11 protein-coding genes are annotated in these 16,488 nt (G+C 71.0%); 6 read left to right on the forward strand and 5 right to left on the reverse strand.

Annotated elements, in window-relative coordinates; genetic code table 11:
* Nucleotides 1-30: 30 nt before the first annotated feature.
* From V6S67_RS00295 to V6S67_RS00305, 3 genes are read right to left on the reverse strand one after another with little or no spacing between them, the layout of a single operon-like run.
* Nucleotides 31-819 carry an isocitrate lyase/PEP mutase family protein gene (locus V6S67_RS00295; protein ID WP_334208344.1) on the reverse strand — a complete coding sequence of 263 codons (789 nt, stop codon included), beginning with the start codon at nt 817-819 and terminating at the stop codon, nt 31-33.
* On the reverse strand, nt 812-1,453 hold the full coding sequence (locus V6S67_RS00300; RefSeq protein ID WP_334208345.1) for an alpha/beta hydrolase: 642 nt from the start codon (nt 1,451-1,453) through the stop codon (nt 812-814). The genes V6S67_RS00295 and V6S67_RS00300 overlap by 8 nt, the downstream gene beginning before the upstream one ends.
* A gap of 1 nt (nt 1,454) precedes the next feature.
* Entirely contained in the window at nt 1,455-2,435 is a 981-nt protein-coding gene (locus tag V6S67_RS00305; protein WP_334208346.1) for a ring-cleaving dioxygenase, read from the reverse strand.
* Between the two features lie 154 nt (nt 2,436-2,589).
* Between V6S67_RS00305 and V6S67_RS00310 the strand changes: the two genes are divergently transcribed.
* From V6S67_RS00310 to V6S67_RS00330, 5 genes are all read left to right on the forward strand, one after another.
* The gene (locus V6S67_RS00310; protein ID WP_334208347.1) at nt 2,590-3,072 is read left to right on the forward strand and encodes a PGPGW domain-containing protein; all 483 of its coding nucleotides are present in this window, start codon (nt 2,590-2,592) and stop codon (nt 3,070-3,072) included.
* A gap of 130 nt (nt 3,073-3,202) precedes the next feature.
* Nucleotides 3,203-4,126: a carbohydrate kinase family protein gene (locus V6S67_RS00315; RefSeq protein ID WP_334208348.1), complete on the forward strand. Its 924-nt coding sequence runs from the start codon at nt 3,203-3,205 to the stop codon at nt 4,124-4,126.
* A gap of 35 nt (nt 4,127-4,161) precedes the next feature.
* Complete coding sequence (locus V6S67_RS00320) at nt 4,162-4,689, forward strand: YbhB/YbcL family Raf kinase inhibitor-like protein (RefSeq protein WP_334208349.1); 528 nt, start codon at nt 4,162-4,164, stop codon at nt 4,687-4,689.
* A gap of 47 nt (nt 4,690-4,736) precedes the next feature.
* Complete coding sequence (locus V6S67_RS00325) at nt 4,737-5,546, forward strand: HAD family hydrolase (protein WP_334208350.1); 810 nt, start codon at nt 4,737-4,739, stop codon at nt 5,544-5,546.
* Nucleotides 5,524-6,360 carry a glycerophosphodiester phosphodiesterase family protein gene (locus V6S67_RS00330; protein WP_334208351.1) on the forward strand — a complete coding sequence of 279 codons (837 nt, stop codon included), beginning with the start codon at nt 5,524-5,526 and terminating at the stop codon, nt 6,358-6,360. The genes V6S67_RS00325 and V6S67_RS00330 overlap by 23 nt, the downstream gene beginning before the upstream one ends.
* Nucleotides 6,361-6,621: 261 nt before the next feature.
* Here V6S67_RS00330 and V6S67_RS00335 read toward each other — a convergent pair whose 3' ends face one another.
* The gene (locus V6S67_RS00335) at nt 6,622-6,882 is read right to left on the reverse strand and encodes an ANTAR domain-containing protein (protein ID WP_334208352.1); all 261 of its coding nucleotides are present in this window, start codon (nt 6,880-6,882) and stop codon (nt 6,622-6,624) included.
* Nucleotides 6,883-7,069: 187 nt separating this feature from the next.
* Entirely contained in the window at nt 7,070-7,726 is a 657-nt protein-coding gene (locus V6S67_RS00340; protein WP_334208353.1) for a response regulator transcription factor, read from the reverse strand.
* 491 nt (nt 7,727-8,217) lie between these two features.
* Here V6S67_RS00340 and V6S67_RS00345 point away from each other — a divergent pair, with 491 nt between their 5' ends.
* Nucleotides 8,218-16,437: a choice-of-anchor G family protein gene (locus V6S67_RS00345; protein ID WP_334208354.1), complete on the forward strand. Its 8,220-nt coding sequence runs from the start codon at nt 8,218-8,220 to the stop codon at nt 16,435-16,437.
* Nucleotides 16,438-16,488 lie beyond the last annotated feature (51 nt).

Raw genomic sequence — 16,488 nt, forward strand, 5'->3', positions numbered from 1 at the left:
CCGGGGTCCGCTGCGTCCGTCGAGGCGCGCTCAGTTGAGCGGGAGCGTGCCCTCGGGCAGGGCGCCGCCGGCGAGCAGCTCCCGTGCGGAGTCCGCCAGGGCGGTGAGCGCGACGCGCTGCGTCCACGGCCCGTAGGAGATGCGGGCCACGCCGAGCTCCTGCAGGCGCGACGGCGCGAGGCTGCCCGGGACGTTGATGACGCTCAGGCGCTGCGGGCCGAAGGCCTCCACGAGGGCGGTCACGGCGCGCTCGTCGAGCAGGCCGGGGACGAAGACGTTCGTGGCGCCGAGGTCGAGGTACGCCTTGCCACGCTCCACGGCGTCGGCCAGGACGTCCGCCGGATCGCGGTCTCCAGCCTTCACGAAGGCATCCGTCCGCGCGTTCAGCACGAAGTCGACACCCTCCGACGTCCCGGCCTTCAGGACCGCCTCCATCTGCGTGACGGCGTCTGCCAGCGGCCGCATCTGGTCCTCGATGTTCGCGCCGACGATCCCGACGCCGATCGCGCGGCGGACCGTGTCCCCGGGGTCGCCGTAGCCGGCTTCGAGGTCGGCGGAGACCGGCAGGTCCGTCGCGGCGGCGATCCGCCCGACGGCGGTGATCATCTCCTCGAGCGGGATGTTCTCGCCGTCCTCGTAGCCGAGCGACGCGGCGATGGAGTGGCTCGCCGTGGCGAGCGCCTTCGTGCCCGGGATGCCGGCGATCGTCTTCGCACTGATGACGTCCCAGACGTTGACGACCTGGAGGATCTCCGGGGCGGAGTGCAGCCGGGCGAGCGTGGTGGCCTTCGCCGCGGTATCGGTGCGTATTTCAGTCATTGAGTACCTTCCGGGTATGCGAGGCGATCCAGGCGGCTGCGCCGTCCACCTCGGTGGGATGGATCCCGTGACCGCCCTCGCGGACGTTCCGGTCTACTTCGGCGCCGCGGCTCTCGAGGATCGAACCGACACGGATCACGCTGTCGATCGGCGCCATGGCGTCGGACTCCCCGTTGAACAGGGCGATCGACGAGCCGGAGAGGTCCGCGTCGATGGTACGCCCCTCCAGCGGGAACATGCCCGAGAACGCGACGGCGCTCCGGACGGCGTCCGGGTGGAGCAGCGCCGTGGCGAGCGCGATGTTCGCCCCGTTGGAGAAGCCGACGGCGACGAGCGGCCGGTCGGTGATCCCGTGGTGGTCGCGCGCCCAGCCGATGAAGGCCGCGAGTTCACCCGCTCGGCGCACCACGTCGTCGACGTCGAACACGCCTTCGCCGAAGCGGCGGAACCAGCGGTTCAGCCCGTGTTCCTGCACGGGTCCTCGCGGGGCGAGGTAGCCCGCGCCGGGGGCGAGGCGCTCCACGAGCGGCAGGAGGTCGTGCTCGGTACCGCCCGTGCCGTGCAGGAGCAGCAGCACGGGCGTGCCGGCCGCTCCTGCCGCGAACAGGTGCGGCCAGTCGGAGGGTGTGCTCATGTCAGCTCCTGAAGAAGGCCTGGACGGCGGGGTTGTTCTCGGCCGGCAGGTCGATCTTCGCGACCGAGTGCGCGATGGCCTCGCGGTTGGGCTCGAGCCACGGCGGCAGCTTCAGGGAGCGGCCGAGCTCCAGCAGGGGCTCGTCGATGTCGAACCCCGGGGTGTCGGTGGCGATCTCGAGGAGCGTGCCCCCCGGCTCGCGGAAGTAGATCGAGGTGAAGTACTGCCGGTCGAGGATCGCCGTCACCCCGTAGCCGCGCTCGGCGAGCTCCTGGCGCCAGAGCTCCTGTGTCTGCTGGTCGGGGACGCGGAACGCGATGTGGTGCACCGTGCCGCCGGCCACGAGGCCGCGCTCGCCACGCGGGTCAGTGACGACGTCGACGACCGTGCCGGGCTCGCCGGCATGCGTGCTGAGGCGGTAGCGGCCGTCCTTCTCGGCGAGGACCGTCATGCCGAGGTCGCGGGTGAACGTCTCGAGGGTGGCGGTGGGGTCCTGGACGGTCAGGACGGAGGAGTGCTGGCCGCGCACCGCGTACTCGGCGGGCACGGAGGCGGAGTCCCAGGGGTTGCGCGGGTCGGAGAGGGAGGAGGCCACGAGGTCGATCTGCAGGCCGTCGGGGTCGCGGAGCGAGAGGCGCTCCTCGACGGATGACGCGCGGGAGACGGTGGACTCCACGCCGAGGGCCTTGAAGTGCTCCTGCCACCAGCCGAGGGTGCCCTGCGGCACGGAGAAGGCCGTGGTGGTCGACTGCCCGCTGCCGATGCGCCCGCTGCGGATGCCCTGCCACGGGAAGAACGTCAGGAGTGAGCCGGGGCGGCCTGATTCGTCGCCGTAGTACAGGTGGTAGGTGCCGGGGTCGTCGAAGTTCACGGTCTTCTTGACGAGCCGCAGGCCCAGTCCCCTGATGTAGAAGTCGATGTTCCTCTGGGGGTCGCCGGCGATCGCGGTGACGTGGTGGAGACCTTCGGTTTGTACAGTCACGCTGTCCTCCTTGGTGGGGCCGGCCGGGCGGGCGCCGGCATGTCCATGCAAACGCATGAATTCTGGGTTTTGTTCCCCGCCCCGGGGAGCCGTGCGCCGATCGGCAGCCTGCTGACCGTCGTGGGCTATCGGCTTCCTGTGTCATCCTGTTCGCATGGCAGCGAGAGAGCGGGTCTCCGGATGGGTCCGCCGCACCGGCATCGAGGTGGTCGGCTGGACCCTCGTGGTACTCGGTGTCGCGGCCCTGGTACTGCCCGGCCCGGGGCTCCTGATGCTCGCCGCCGGCCTCGCGGTCCTGTCGCAGCAGTACCACTGGGCCCGCCGCTACCTGGCGCCCCTGAAGCGGAACGCCTACCACGCGGCCGCGCTCGGGGTGAAGACCATCCCCCGGATCGCCGTCAGCTGCGTCAGCGCGCTCGTGATCATGAGCCTCGGCGTGGTCTGGATCCTGCAGCCCGGCGTGCCGGCCTGGTGGTTCCTCGCGGACAGGTGGTGGCTGTTCGGGGGAGCGGGGACCGGCATCAGCCTCATCGCCTCCTCGATCATCGCCCTCGTGCTGATTGTGTACAGCGTCCGCCGGTTCCGCGGCCGCCCGATCCCCGCACGCCCGCACGGACTGCGCGCCGGGACGGAGTAGGCCCGCTCCGCCCACCCGGGACGGTGGCCGCGGAACGCCGGTCCTCCCGTCCGAGCCGCAGCGTCCGCGAGGCGGGGCCGAGGCGAAGCTGCCCCGATGACGGGGGTGCGGCGGCTGGTACGTTGAGGGGGTGCTCACCGTGATCGGGGAAACCCTCATCGACGAAGTCGTCAGCGACACCGCTCCCATGCGCGCGCACGTGGGCGGCAGTCCGATGAACGTGGCAGTGGGGCTCGCGCGTCTCGGGCATCCCGCCCAGTTCGTGGGCCGGTACGGGGACGACGCGTACGGGCGGATGATCGAGAAGCATCTCCGCGACAACTCGGTCCCCTTCCCCGTGAAGCCGGATGCCTCGCCCACGAGCGTGGCCACCGCGCGCCTCGGCCCCGCGGGAGGGGCGTCCTACGAGTTCCGGCTCGTCTGGGACCTGCCGGGCCTCGCGGCGCAGAAGGACAGGCTCCTCGACGGCACCACCCTCCTGCACACCGGGTCCATCGCCACGATGCTCACCCCCGGGGCCGATGACGTCCTGGCCCTCGTGACGGCCGCCCACCCCCTTGTCACCGTCACCTACGACCCGAACTGCCGGCCCACGATCATCCGTGATGTCGCGTTCGCCCGGGCCCAGGCCGAGAGATTCGTCGCCCTGGCCGACGTCGTGAAGGCCTCCGACGAGGACCTCGAGTGGCTCTACCCCGACCGCAGCGCCGAGGACACCGCCCGTGCCTGGCTGGCCGCCGGCGCCGCCGTCGTCGTGGTGACCCGTGGCTCCTCCGGACCCTGGGGCGTGAGCCGGGCCGGCGAGGCCTCCGTCCCCGCCCCCGTCACCAGCGTGGTGGACACCGTGGGCGCCGGGGACTCCTTCATGGCCGCCCTGGTGGGATCCCTCGTGGACCTCGAGCTCGACGGCGCCCATCGCCGGGAGGAGCTGCGCCGAATCACCCTCGGACAGCTGACCGCCATGCTGCAGTACGCGGCCCGGGCTGCGGCCGTCACCGTCTCCCGCGCGGGCGCCAACCCGCCGTCGCGGGACGAGATGGCATCCCCGGCCTGACCGCCGCGTACCACGACGACCCGAGGAGCACACCCATGACCCGCGACCCCTACGCCGACCTCCCGCAGGTACCCGAGTTCACGCTGACCAGCGAGACCGTCACGCACAACCAGCCCCTCGACCCCGCGCAGGCATCCGGCGTGATGGGTGCGGGCGGCAAGGACGAGTCGCCGCAGCTCAGCTGGAGCGGCTTCCCCGACGGCACGAAGAGCTTCGCCGTGACCGTCTACGATCCCGACGCCCCCACTGCGAGCGGCTTCTGGCACTGGTCCGTCGCCAATCTCCCCGTGACCACCACATCCCTGCCCGCGGGCGCGGGGACCGACGGCTCCGGGCTGCTGCCCGAGGGTGCGGTACAGCTGCGCAACGACGGCGGTTTCGCGGGCTTCGTGGGCGCCGCACCGCCGGAGGGGCACGGCCCCCACCACTACCACGTGGTGGTGCATGCCCTGGGCGTCGAATCCGTGGACATCTCGCCCGAGGCCTCACCCGCCTACCTCGGCTTCACCCTGTTCTCGAGCACGATCGGCCGGGCCCGGCTGGTCGGCACCTTCGAGCGGTAGGCCGGGGCGCCGGTAGGGTGGTAGTCCGGAACCTGAAGGAGTCAGCGATGCGCCTCGTGGCGAGCGACATGGATGGGACCGTCGTGGGCCACGACGGCAGGATGAGCGAGCGCACCGTGCGTGCGTTCCGCGCGTGCATGGAGGCGGGGGTCGACGTCGTCTTCGTCACGGGCCGCCCTCCGCGCTGGCTGCAGCCCCTGCGGGACCAGCTCGGCCACACCGGGACGGTCATCTGCTCCAACGGAGCCCTGACCTACGATCTCGAGGCAGAACGGGTCCTCGACGCCCAGCTGCTGGAGCCGGAGGCCGTCTACGCGGCCCGGGACATCATCCGCGGGCTCTTCCCCGGAGCGACATTCGCCGCCGAGACGGTCACCGGGTTCAAGATCGAATCCGGATTCGCAGAGGCGGCCACCTCGGAGCTCCTCGGCGGGATCTCGGCGCAGCCCTTCGAGGAGTCCCTGCCGGGCGAGCACGTCGTGAAGTTCCTGGCCCGGGAGAGGACCGTCTCGCCCGACCAGTTCCTCGCCGCCGTCCGGCCCGCGGTGGCCCACCTCGTCTCGACGACGCACTCGGCGCCCACCATCGCCCTGCTCGAGATGGCCGTTCCGGACATCAACAAGTCCGTCACCCTCGCCCGGTACGCGGCGGAACGCGGGATCGACGCCGCGGACGTCGTCGCCTTCGGGGACATGCCCAACGACGTGCAGATGCTCGACTGGGCGGGCCAGGGGTACGCGATGGCCTCGGGCCACCCGGACGCGCTCGCCGCCGCGAACCTCGTGGCACCGCCGTTCGAGGAGGATGGTGTGGCGCAGGTGCTGGAGGAACGGCTTGCGGCGCTCCGCACGGCCTGACCCGGGCCGCTACCACTACCTGGTCGACCGCTCCGCGCCGCACGACGGCGCCGTCCCCATCGCGTTCGCGCACCGCGGGTTCGCCCCGGACGGCGGTGAGAACACCATGGACGCCTTCGCCCGTGCCGTGGGGCTCGGCTTCCGCTACCTCGAGATCGACGTCCGCGCGTCCAGCGACGGCGTGGTGATGGTGTTCCACGACGAGGCCCTGGACCGTGTCACGCCCGCCCGCGGCCCGGTGGCTGCAAGGACGGCCGAGGAACTCGCGGCCCTGCCGGTCGGCGGGGCCGGCGGCATCCCTCCGCTCGAGGACGTCCTGCTGCGCTGGCCGGATCTCCGCCTGAACATCGACATCAAGAGCGACGACTGCGTGCGGCCCTTCGCGGAGCTCGTCAACCGGCTCGGCGTGCACGACCGCGTGCTCGTCGCGTCCTTCTCGGACCGTCGACGCCGGAGGGTGCTGCGTCTGCTCGACGCGCCGGCGGCGTCCTCCGCCGGCATGGCGGTGAACGCCCTCCTGAAGGCGACCGCGCCGCTCGGACTGGCGGGACCGGTCGGCCGGCTGGCCCGTGTCCAGGCCCTCCAGGTCCCCGAGGTGTACCGCGGTGTGCGCGTGGTGACGCGCCGGTTCGTCGCCGCGTGCCATGCGGCCGGCCTCCAGGTGCACGTCTGGACCGTCAATGAGCGCGAGGACATGGACCGGCTGCTCGACCTCGGCGTCGACGGTCTCGTGTCCGACGCAGGGGACGTCCTCGTTTCCTGCCTGCAAGACCGCGCGGCGCGTCCGCCGTCCGCGCCGCCCTCCGGGGCGTGAGCGCCGGAGGGGCAGGAGCCCGGTTGCAGCCACTCCCGCAACCGGGCTCCCTGGGTGTCGGTGCACCAGCGCGGTATCGCGCCCGCCTCTGATCCACCGAGTCCGTGCCTGCGCCGCGGGCGCCGCAGGAGTCTGCCGATGCCCCCAGGTGCCGCGGACGTCCCACCCACCCGTGGTCGGACGTGCCCGCCGCCCTTCGGGTCTACATCGTTGTAGAACGATGACATGTCACAGCCGGGACAGTCAATCGGTATCCGCGCGCTACGTCCGCCCGGCCGACGACACGAGACCGCGGGCGAGTTCGGCCACCGTGACGTCGAAGGTGCGCGCCGTCTGCTGCAGGTTGGACAGTGCTGTGACGCGATCACAGTCGTGCTTGCCCATGACGATCCCGACAGCCGTGTCGACGAGCCTACGGCCCTCCAGGGCGGCCTCGAATTCGTCGTCCGTAGCTGTCCGCCGGAAGGAGGGGGAGCGCAGGAGGTCCGCCCCGGGATACGTGACGGCGTCAGTGTTGTTCATGGGCCCCAATCTGGTTCGGATCGGCTGTTCACCGCGCAGGCAGGAAGAACTCCGTCCCTCCTGCTGCAGGCATCCGCCCCCGAATGCGCCACGCGTACCCACAGGCTAACGCCAGAGCGATCAGCTGACCACTCTGCGGCACGGACCACCGGGGCAGGGCCGACCGCCGGAGGGATCCGTGCGATGGTCAGGGAAGCGTGATGCCGGCCCTGACGGCGAGCACGGCCAGTTGCACGCGCCCCCCGACGTTGAGGTTCGCCATGATCTTGGTGATCTGTGCCTTCACCGTGGCCTCGCTGACGTGCAGCGCTCCCGCAATCTGCGCGTTCGTCCGGCCGGCCGTCAGCGCAGCGAGGATCGCCCTGTCGCGGGTGGGCAATCGCTTGATCAACTGGACCTCGAAGGAGTCCTCGGGCTCGGTGGGCACGGGGAACCGCTCGAGTTCCGGCGGCATGGAGAAGATGCTCTCGCCCCGGTGGATCATCCGGATGGCGGAGCCCAGGTCGGAGGACACGGAGTACTTCGACAGGTAGCTGACCGCGCCCGCCCGGTAGGCGTCGCACATGACATCGAAGGTGGTGGCCGAGGACAGCATGGCGACCTTCACCTGGGGAGCGCGAGTGGTGATCTCCTGCACGGCCCGGACGCCGTCGACGTTGCGCACCATCGTCTCCATGAGCACGACGTCGGGCGCGAGCGCCAGCGCATCCTTGATGGCGGCGTCACCGGTCGAGCTCACCGATTCGAGCTCGATGTGCGACAGCCCCTCGAACAGCCGCTCCATCCCGAGCCGGACGAGATAGTCGTCGTCCACGAGATGCACGCGGAGCATCTGATGTGCCACAGCTGAGACCTTCCCCCATGAAACCAGTGACCTGCACGTCACTTTGCAGTGGCTCGAACCGCCCAACACGGTCCACCCCACCCGTAAGACATATCCGAATCCGCCCCGGATCACCACGCCGGACACCTGCTTTAGCGGATCGGACCCCAGAATTAGCGGCTCGGCTACCTGTTTCTTTCGCTCTTCTTGCGGGATCGGGACGCCCGCCGGTACGCGGAAGGCTGTCGGCCGGCGGAGCGGCCTCCCGTCCCCCGGACGCCCGGTCCACCCGATGGAGCTGACCGACCGGACGACCGGCCTGTCGGATGGGACAGTCCGGTCTCGCTGGAGAGCCAGCCCTCGCTGGCCTGTTGCGTCCATACCCTCACGATGGGTTCCCCACGTCGTGGCGGGCCGGTCTCGATTCACCGCAGCAGGGGGCACACATGTTCACGAGAAGATCGACGCGAGGGGTCCTGAAGAGCCTTGTCGCGGGAAGTGTCGCGGCGTTGATGGTGGCAGGACCAGCCACCAGCGCCATGGCGGCACCGACGGATCGATCGGAGGCGCTCGGCCGGTTCCTGGGCGGTGAGGCCCTGGGCATCGACCTCGACACCCTCGCTGCTGTCCGGGGGGCCCTCGAACAGAACCCGAGCGGCAACCACCCGGCCGGTCCGACCGCCAACCCCCTCACTGCCGAGGTACTCAGCACCCTCGGCGTGAACCTCGACGGGACTCTGCAGCTCTTCGGCCCCAATGGCATCATCCAGCTCGGAGCCGCGGCCCAGTACGCGGAGGCGGCCGACAACGGCGACGCCGTCGCGGCTTCCGGTGCGGTCAGCGACCAGGGCGGCATCTCCCTCGGGGGCGCAGGCACGCCTCCCTCCGACGCCCGCATCTCACTCACGCCCGTGCTCGGTTCCGTGCCGGGAGCCGGCGCGGCCGTGTCGCAGCTCGACGTCCAGCTCGGCGCACTCGGTTCGATCGCGTCGCAGACGCAGGGAGCTCCCGTGGTCAGCGACTACCTGATCGCCGACGCCCGGCTGGACCTGACGAGCCCTCTGGTCGGATCGACCGTCTCGGGGACCGTCAACGCACTTCAGGCCACGGTGAACAGCGTGGAGGGCCTCCTCGAGACGGCCCTCGGTGCCCGACTCAACGTCCGCGGTCTCGCGACGGCGACGGCGGACGTCGACATCGCCGAGCCGAACCTGCAGGCACTGCTCCCCACGGCCTTCACCTCGACCACCACGCCGGGCGTCACCCTCGACCTGCAGACCGGTCAGGTGTCGGTCGACGTCGACACGGTCCTCGCGGCCAACGGCCTGGACATCAACGACCTGCCGCCGAACAGCCCCCTTCTGAGCGGTGCGACCGGTGACGCCATCGCACGCGCCGTCCTCACCACGCTGATCGAGGCCGTCGACCAGGTGGAAGCGAACCTCATCACGACGGTCCGCTCGCTCGCCGTGACGGGCAAGGTCGCCGTCACCGTGGATCTCCCCCTGCTGCCGGACGTCGTCGTCGGTGTGGCGCTGGGCGGAACGCTGAATGACATCACCGTCACGACGACGGGCGCGACGGGCGCCGTCCTGGGACTGCTGAACGTCGACAGCCTGGTGAACCTCGCGGTCGACGGGGTCCTCAGCGGAGTGGTGGAGCCGGCGCTGGCCCTCGTGAGCACCACGCTGAACGGGGTGGCAGCGGGCCTGCCCACTGCCGTCGTCGACCCGATCCTCGACGTCGTGGAGTCCGTGGTCCTCATCCGCGCCAATGTGCAGCCGCAGGCAGGCGATCTCGGCACGGGGTCCTTCACGGTCCGTGCCGTCGATGTCCAGGTACTTCCCGGATCCGGGCTCGCCACCGTGAACCTCGCGTCATCCACGGTGCGCGGCACCGCCTACGTGGCACCCGCCCCCGCGATCGCGCTTACTCCGTCGACCGTCACCGCCGGTGGATCGACGACCGTGACCGGTTCCGGGTTCACGCCCGGTGAGAGCGTCACGGTCCGCCTGCCGAACATCAACGGAGGACCCGCGCCGACCGTCACGACCGCTGCTGCCCCGGACGGGACCATCTCCGTCATCCTGCCCGTCCCGGCCGCCTACCCCGTCGGCCTGGCCGGCGTGGTCGCCACCGGCGCGCAGTCGAACCGCCCCGCAGCGGCAGAGCTGACCGTGACCGCGCCCGCCTCCGACCCTGCCATCACCCTGGACCCCGCCACGATCAGCGTCGGCGGGACCACCACCGTCTCCGGCACCGGGTTCGCCCCCGCCGAGGCGGTCACGGTCAGTCTCCCCGCGGCCGGCGGCGCCGCCCCGAGCGTCACGGTGACGGCCACTCCGGAGGGCACCATCTCCATCCCGCTGACGGTGCCCGCAGGCTACCCGGGCGGCACCGTCGATGTGACGGCCCGCGGGGTCGTCTCCGCGGATCCCGCCACGGCGGCCCTCACCGTCACGGCCATCACCTACACCCCGACGATCACCGTGGATCCGGCCACCGTCATCGCAGGGGATGACGTCACGGTGACCGGCGGCGGCTTCGCCGCCGGTGAGACCGTCACGGTCTCCATCCCCGGCGCTGACGGTGGCGACCGCATCTCCGAGGATGTCACCGCCGGTACTGACGGGACCATCACTGCGACGCTTCCTGTTCCGGAGGACTACCCCGCGGGCGACGTCGATGTGACAGCGGTCGGCCCGGTGTCGAACGCACCCGCCAGTGCCGACCTGACGGTGGACGCGCCAGTCGTCTACGCCCCTGCCATCACTTTGGACCCGGCGACGATCGTCGCCGGCGGCAGCACCACGGTCACCGGCACCGGTTTCGCTCCCGGTGAGACCGTCGAGGTCTCGATCCCCCGCGCCGGCGATGGTGCCCCGATCTCGGTCGGCGTCACCGCCGGCCCTGATGGAGACATCACAGCGACGGTGCCGGTGCCCGCGGACTACGTCCCGGGCAACGTCACCGTGACCGCGCTCGGCGAGGTATCGGACACTCCCGCCACGGCGGAACTCACGGTCACCTACGAGCCCGGCATCACCCTGGACCCCGCGACCCTCGTCGCCGGCGGCAGCACCACGGTCACCGGCACCGGCTTCGCTCCCGGTGAGACCGTCGAGGTCTCCATCCCCGGCGTGAACAACGGCGACCCCATCTCGGTGGATGTCACCGCCGCTGCCGACGGGGGCATCGAGGCTGTCCTCGTCGTTCCCAGCGGCTACCCCTTCGGTGGAGTCGTGGTGACTGCTAAGGGCCAGGTGTCGAAGACCCCTATGACCGCCGACCTCGCCGTGACCTACGACCCCGCCATCACCCTGGACCCCGCGATCGTCGTCGCCGGCGATGACGTCACAGTGACCGGCGACGGCTTCGCCGCGGACGAGACCGTCACGGTCTCGATCCCCGGCGCCAACGGCGGCGCCCGGATCGAGGTCGAGGTCGGTGCCGACGCGGAGGGCACCATCTCCGCCACGCTGCCCGTCCCCGCCGACTACCCGGCCGGCACCGTCGACGTGACGGCGCTCGGTGGAGTCTCCGAGACTGCTGCGACGGCCGACCTCGAGGTCGTGTACCGGCCGACGGTCACGGTCCCCGAGCGCATCGTCGCCGGTGACCGCATCCCGGTGACCGGCAGCGGGTTCGTCCCGGGCGAGATCGTCGCGGTCTCCCTCCCGGATGCTGCCGGCACGCCGATCACCGTGGAGGTCAGTGCCGATCGTTACGGCGCCATCACCGCCACCCTGCTGGTCCCCGGGAACTACCCGGCTGGAGCGGCCGATGTGACAGCGACCGGCGAGGTCTCCGGTGTGCCCGTGACGGATCGGCTCACGGTCGTCTACGAGCCGTCGGTCACCGTCCCCGAAGTTGTGGTCGCAGGCGGAGGCATCGCGGTCGACGGCGAAGGATTCGCCTCCGGCGAGACCGTCGTGGTCTCGATCCCCGGCGCGAACGGTGGCGCTCCGATCGAGATCAGGACGACCGCGGATGCCGACGGCGGCATCACCACGACGCTGCCCGTGCCGACCGACTACCCGCTCGGTCCGGTCGACGTGACCGTGGTCGGCAACGTCTCGCGCACCCCTGTGACGGAGGAGGTCCTGGTGGAGGAACCGGCGACCACCTACACCCCCGGGATCGGCCTGGAGCCGGCGACGGTGGTGCCTGGTGGCACCACGACGGTGACCGGCGAGGGCTTCGCCCCGGGTGAGACCGTCACGGTCTCCCTCCCCGGCGTGGGTGGAACGCCGATCCAGGTCGAGGAAACGGCAGACGGCGACGGCGCCATCGACGTCGGCGTCACCGTCCCCGGGAACTACCCGGTGGGTCCGGTCGACGTGACCGTGGTCGGCGACATCTCGAAAACCCCGGTGACCGGGGAACTCATGGTCGAGGAACCGGACGTCGTCTACACCCCGGTGATCGCCGTGGACCCGTCCACGGTCGTCGCGGGTGGCAGCACGACGGTCACGGGTACCGGCTTCGCCGCCGGGGAGACCGTCACGGTCTCCCTCCCTGGCGTCGACGGTGGCGCCCCGGTCTCGGTGAGCACCACCGCCGGGCCTGACGGGGTCATCACGGCGAATCTTCGCGTCCCCGCGAACTACCCGGCCGGCGACGTCACCGTGACAGCGCTCGGTACTGTGTCGAAGGCGGGAGGGAACGACGACCTGGTGGTCGTGTACGAGACGTCGATCACCGCCGCTGAGACGGTGATCGCCGGTGACAGCACGACGGTCACGGGCGCCGGCTTCGCTCCGGGTGAGACCGTCACGGTCTCCCTCCCTGGCGTCGACGGTGGCGCCCCGGTCTCGGTGAGCACAACCGCCGGGCCTGACGGGGTCATCACGGCGAATCTTCGCGTCCCCGCGAACTACCCGGCCGGCGACGTCACCGTGACCGCGCTCGGCGCCGTGTCGAAGACGGCGGCGACCGACGATCTGTCGGTGGCCTACGAGCCGTCGATCACCGCCCCCCGGACCGTGCTGGCGGGCAGCGACGTCACTGTGATCGGCGGCGGCTTCGCTCCGGGTGAGACCGTCACGGTCTCCATCCCGGGCTTCGACGGCGGCGCCGACATCCTGGTGCAGGTCACCGCAGGTTCTGACGGAACGATCTCCGCGACGCTCGCGGTGCCGGGCGCCTACCCGGCCGGCGACGTCACCGTGACCGCGCTCGGTACTGCGTCGAAGACGGCGGCTACCCATGAGCTGTCGGTGACCTACCGGACCACGATCACGGTCCCCGGGACGGTGACCGCCGGTGATGACATCGCTGTGACAGGCGGCGGCTTCGCCCCCGGTGAGACCGTCACTGTCTCCATCCCCGGTGCTGCCCAGGGTGATGCCCTGATCGACGTCGAGGTCACTGCAGGTGCCGATGGGACCATCACCGCCAACCTCCAGGTTCCGGGGAATTACCCGGCGGGAACCGTCGACGTGACGGCGCGCGGTGCAGTCTCCGCGACGCCGGCGACGGCTGACCTCACGGTCGACTACGAGACCGCCATCACCGTGGATCCGGCGACCGTGGTGGCCGGGAGCAGCACGACGGTAACCGGTGACGGGTTCGCTGCGGGGGAGACCGTCACGGTCTCCATCCCCGGGGTGAACGGCGGGCAGGCGATCTCGGTGAGCACTACCGCGAACGATGACGGTGAGATCAGCGCGACGCTGCTCGTGCCGGGCACCTACCCCGCGGGCGACGTCGTCGTGACCGCGCGCGGCGCCGTCTCGGATGCCGAGGCGACCACGGTGCTGGCAGTCACGTACGAGACGGCGATCACGCTGGATCCGGCGACGGTCGTGGCCGGGAGCAGCACGACGGTGACCGGTGACGGGTTCGCCGCGGGGGAGACCGTGACGGTCTCCATCCCCGGCGTGAACGGCGGGCAGGCGATCTCGGTCGACGTCACCGCGAACGATGACGGCGGAATCGACGCGATCATCGTGGTCCCCGGCGGATACGTCCCGGGTACGGTGACGGTGACCGCGCTCGGTGCGGTGTCGAAGACGGAGGCGACCACTGAACTGGCGGTCACCTACGATCCGACGATCACCGTGGATCCGGCGACGGTCGTGGCCGGCAGCAGCACGACGGTGACCGGTGTCGGGTTCGCCGCCGGCGAGACGGTGACCCTCTCGATCCCTGGCGTGAATGGAGGGGCTCCGATCTCGGGGACCACCACCGCGAACGATGACGGCGAGATCACCGCGACATTGCTCGTGCCGGGCACCTACCCCGCGGGCGACGTCGTCGTGACCGCGCGCGGTGTCGTGTCCGCGACGGCCGTCACCGCCGGGTTCGAGATCACCTACCGCACGGCCATCACGGTTCCGGCAACGGTGGCCGCGGGTGGGGACCTCGGGGTGAGCGGTACCGGGTTCGCCGCGGGTGAGACGGTGACCCTCTCGATCCCTGGCGTGAACGGAGGGCCGGCAGTCTCGGGGACCACCACCGCGAACGGTGACGGCGAGATCATCGCGACGCTGACCGTGCCGGGCGACTACCCCGCGGGCGACGTCGTCGTGACCGCCCGCGGCGCGGTGTCCCGAGTGGCTGCCACGGACACGACGGCGGTCACCTACGATCCCACGATCACCGTTCCTGCGACCGTCGTCGCAGGCGACGGCATCACCGTGACCGGCGACGGCTTCGCCCCGGGTGAGACCGTCACGGTCTCGATACCCGGAGTGGACGGTGACGAACAGATCTCGGTCGGGACGACCGCGGGTGCCGAGGGGACCATCACGGTCACCGTCCCGGTGCCGGCCGACTACCCGGCCGGAGCGGTCGAGATCACTGCGGTCGGCGCCGTCTCGGGGACTCCGGTGTCCGGAGACCTGGCAGTCATCTACACCCCGTTGATCACCCTGGATCCGTCGACGGTCGTCGCCGGTGGCTCCACGACGGTGACCGGCGGCGGCTTCGCCCCGGGTGAGACGGTCAGGGTCTCGATCCCCGGTGTGGACGGCGGAGATCCGATCGAGGTCGAGGTCCCAGCGGATGAGGACGGCGCGATCGACGTCGACATCACCGTGCCGGGCGGCTACCCGGCCGGCCCGGTCGAGGTGACCGTGGCCGGCGACATCTCGGACACCCCGGTGACCGAGGAACTCACCGTCGAGGAGATCGACGACGCCTACACCCCGTCGATCACCCTGGACCCGTCGACGGTCGTCGCCGGAGGTTCCACGACGGTGACCGGCGGCGGGTTCGCCCCGGGCGAGACGGTCGAGGTCTCCATCCCCGGCGTGGACGGTGGCGACCCGATCCTGGTCGAGGACATCGCGGACGGAGAAGGTGCGATCGAAGCCGTCCTCGAGGTCCCGGCCGGCTACCCGGCGGGCCCGGTCGACATCACCGTGATCGGAGACATCTCGGACACTCCCGTGGTCGAGGAACTCGCGGTCGTCTACCAGCCCGTGGTCACCGTTCCCGGAACGGTCGCCTCAGGCGAGAACCTCCCGGTGACCGGTGGGGGCTTCGCCCCGAAGGAGACCGTCACGGTCTCCATCCCCGGCGTGGGCGGTGGCGATCCGATCGAGGTCGAGGTCGAGGCGGATGAGGATGGTGCGATCGACGTCGGCATCACGGTGCCGGGCGGCTACCCCGCGGGGCCCGTGGACGTGACCGTCGTCGGCGACGTCTCGAAGACCCCGGTGGTCGAGGAGATCGCGGTCGTCCACCAGCCGTCGATCACGCTGGATCCGTCGACGGTCGTCGCCGGCAGCAGCACGACGGTCACGGGCACCGGCTTCGCTGCCGGTGAGACCGTCACTGTCTCGATCCCCGGCATGAACGGGGGAGCCCCGATCTCGGTGAGCACCACCGCGGATGCGGACGGGACCATCGAGGTGGCCCTGCCGGTCCCCGCGGGCTACCCCGCGGGAACCCTCACGGTGACAGCGCTCGGGGAGGTCTCGGACGAGGAGGCGACGGCGGGCCTGTCCGTCACCTACGACACCGCGATCAGCCTCACCGAGAACGAGGTCACCGCTGGTGACGACGTCACGGTCACCGGTACCGGCTTCGCCCCGGGCGAGACCGTCACGGTCTCCATCCCGGGGACGAGCGAGGGCGACGAGCGGATCTCGGTCACGGTCACGGCTGCTCCTGATGGAACCATCCGGGCGACCCTGCCCGTGCCGGACGGCTACCCCCAGAGGGACCTCGTGGTCACGGCCCTGGGCGACATCTCGGACACCCCGGCGACGGCGGAGCTGACCATCGACACCGAGGGTGAGGGTGACGAGGCCGCACCGGACATCATCGTCGATCCCGGCACCGCCGCCCCCGGAGACACCGTCGTCGTCATCGGTGACGGATTCACCCCCGGCGGGACGATCACCGTCTCGCTCGGATGCGGAGGAGTCGCGACCGTGGTCTCCGATGGTGAGGGCTCGTTCTCCGTCGAGGTGACAGTGCCGCAGGACTGCCCTCCCGGTCCCACGACGGTGACGGCCGACGAGGATGCCAGTGACGAGGCGGCGACGGTCGTACTGGTCATCGCGTCGTCCGGCGACGTGACCCCCGGCACCGACTCGGGCACGGACACCGGCACCGATACCGGTGCCGGGACCGACGGCGGGAACATCGGCGGGAACAACCGCGGTGGGGACCTCGCCAGCACCGGCACCTCCGGGCTGTTCGCGCTGATCGGGGTCGCCCTGGCGGTCCTCGTGGCCGGAGGAGCGGTTCTCGCGTCCAGCAGGTCGCGCCGCGGCTGATCCGCACCACGGTACGACAGAAGGGCCGGCCCAGGCTGGCCCTTCTGTCGT

The organism is Arthrobacter sp. Soc17.1.1.1, from assembly GCF_036867195.1.
GTDB lineage: Bacteria > Actinomycetota > Actinomycetes > Actinomycetales > Micrococcaceae > Arthrobacter_D.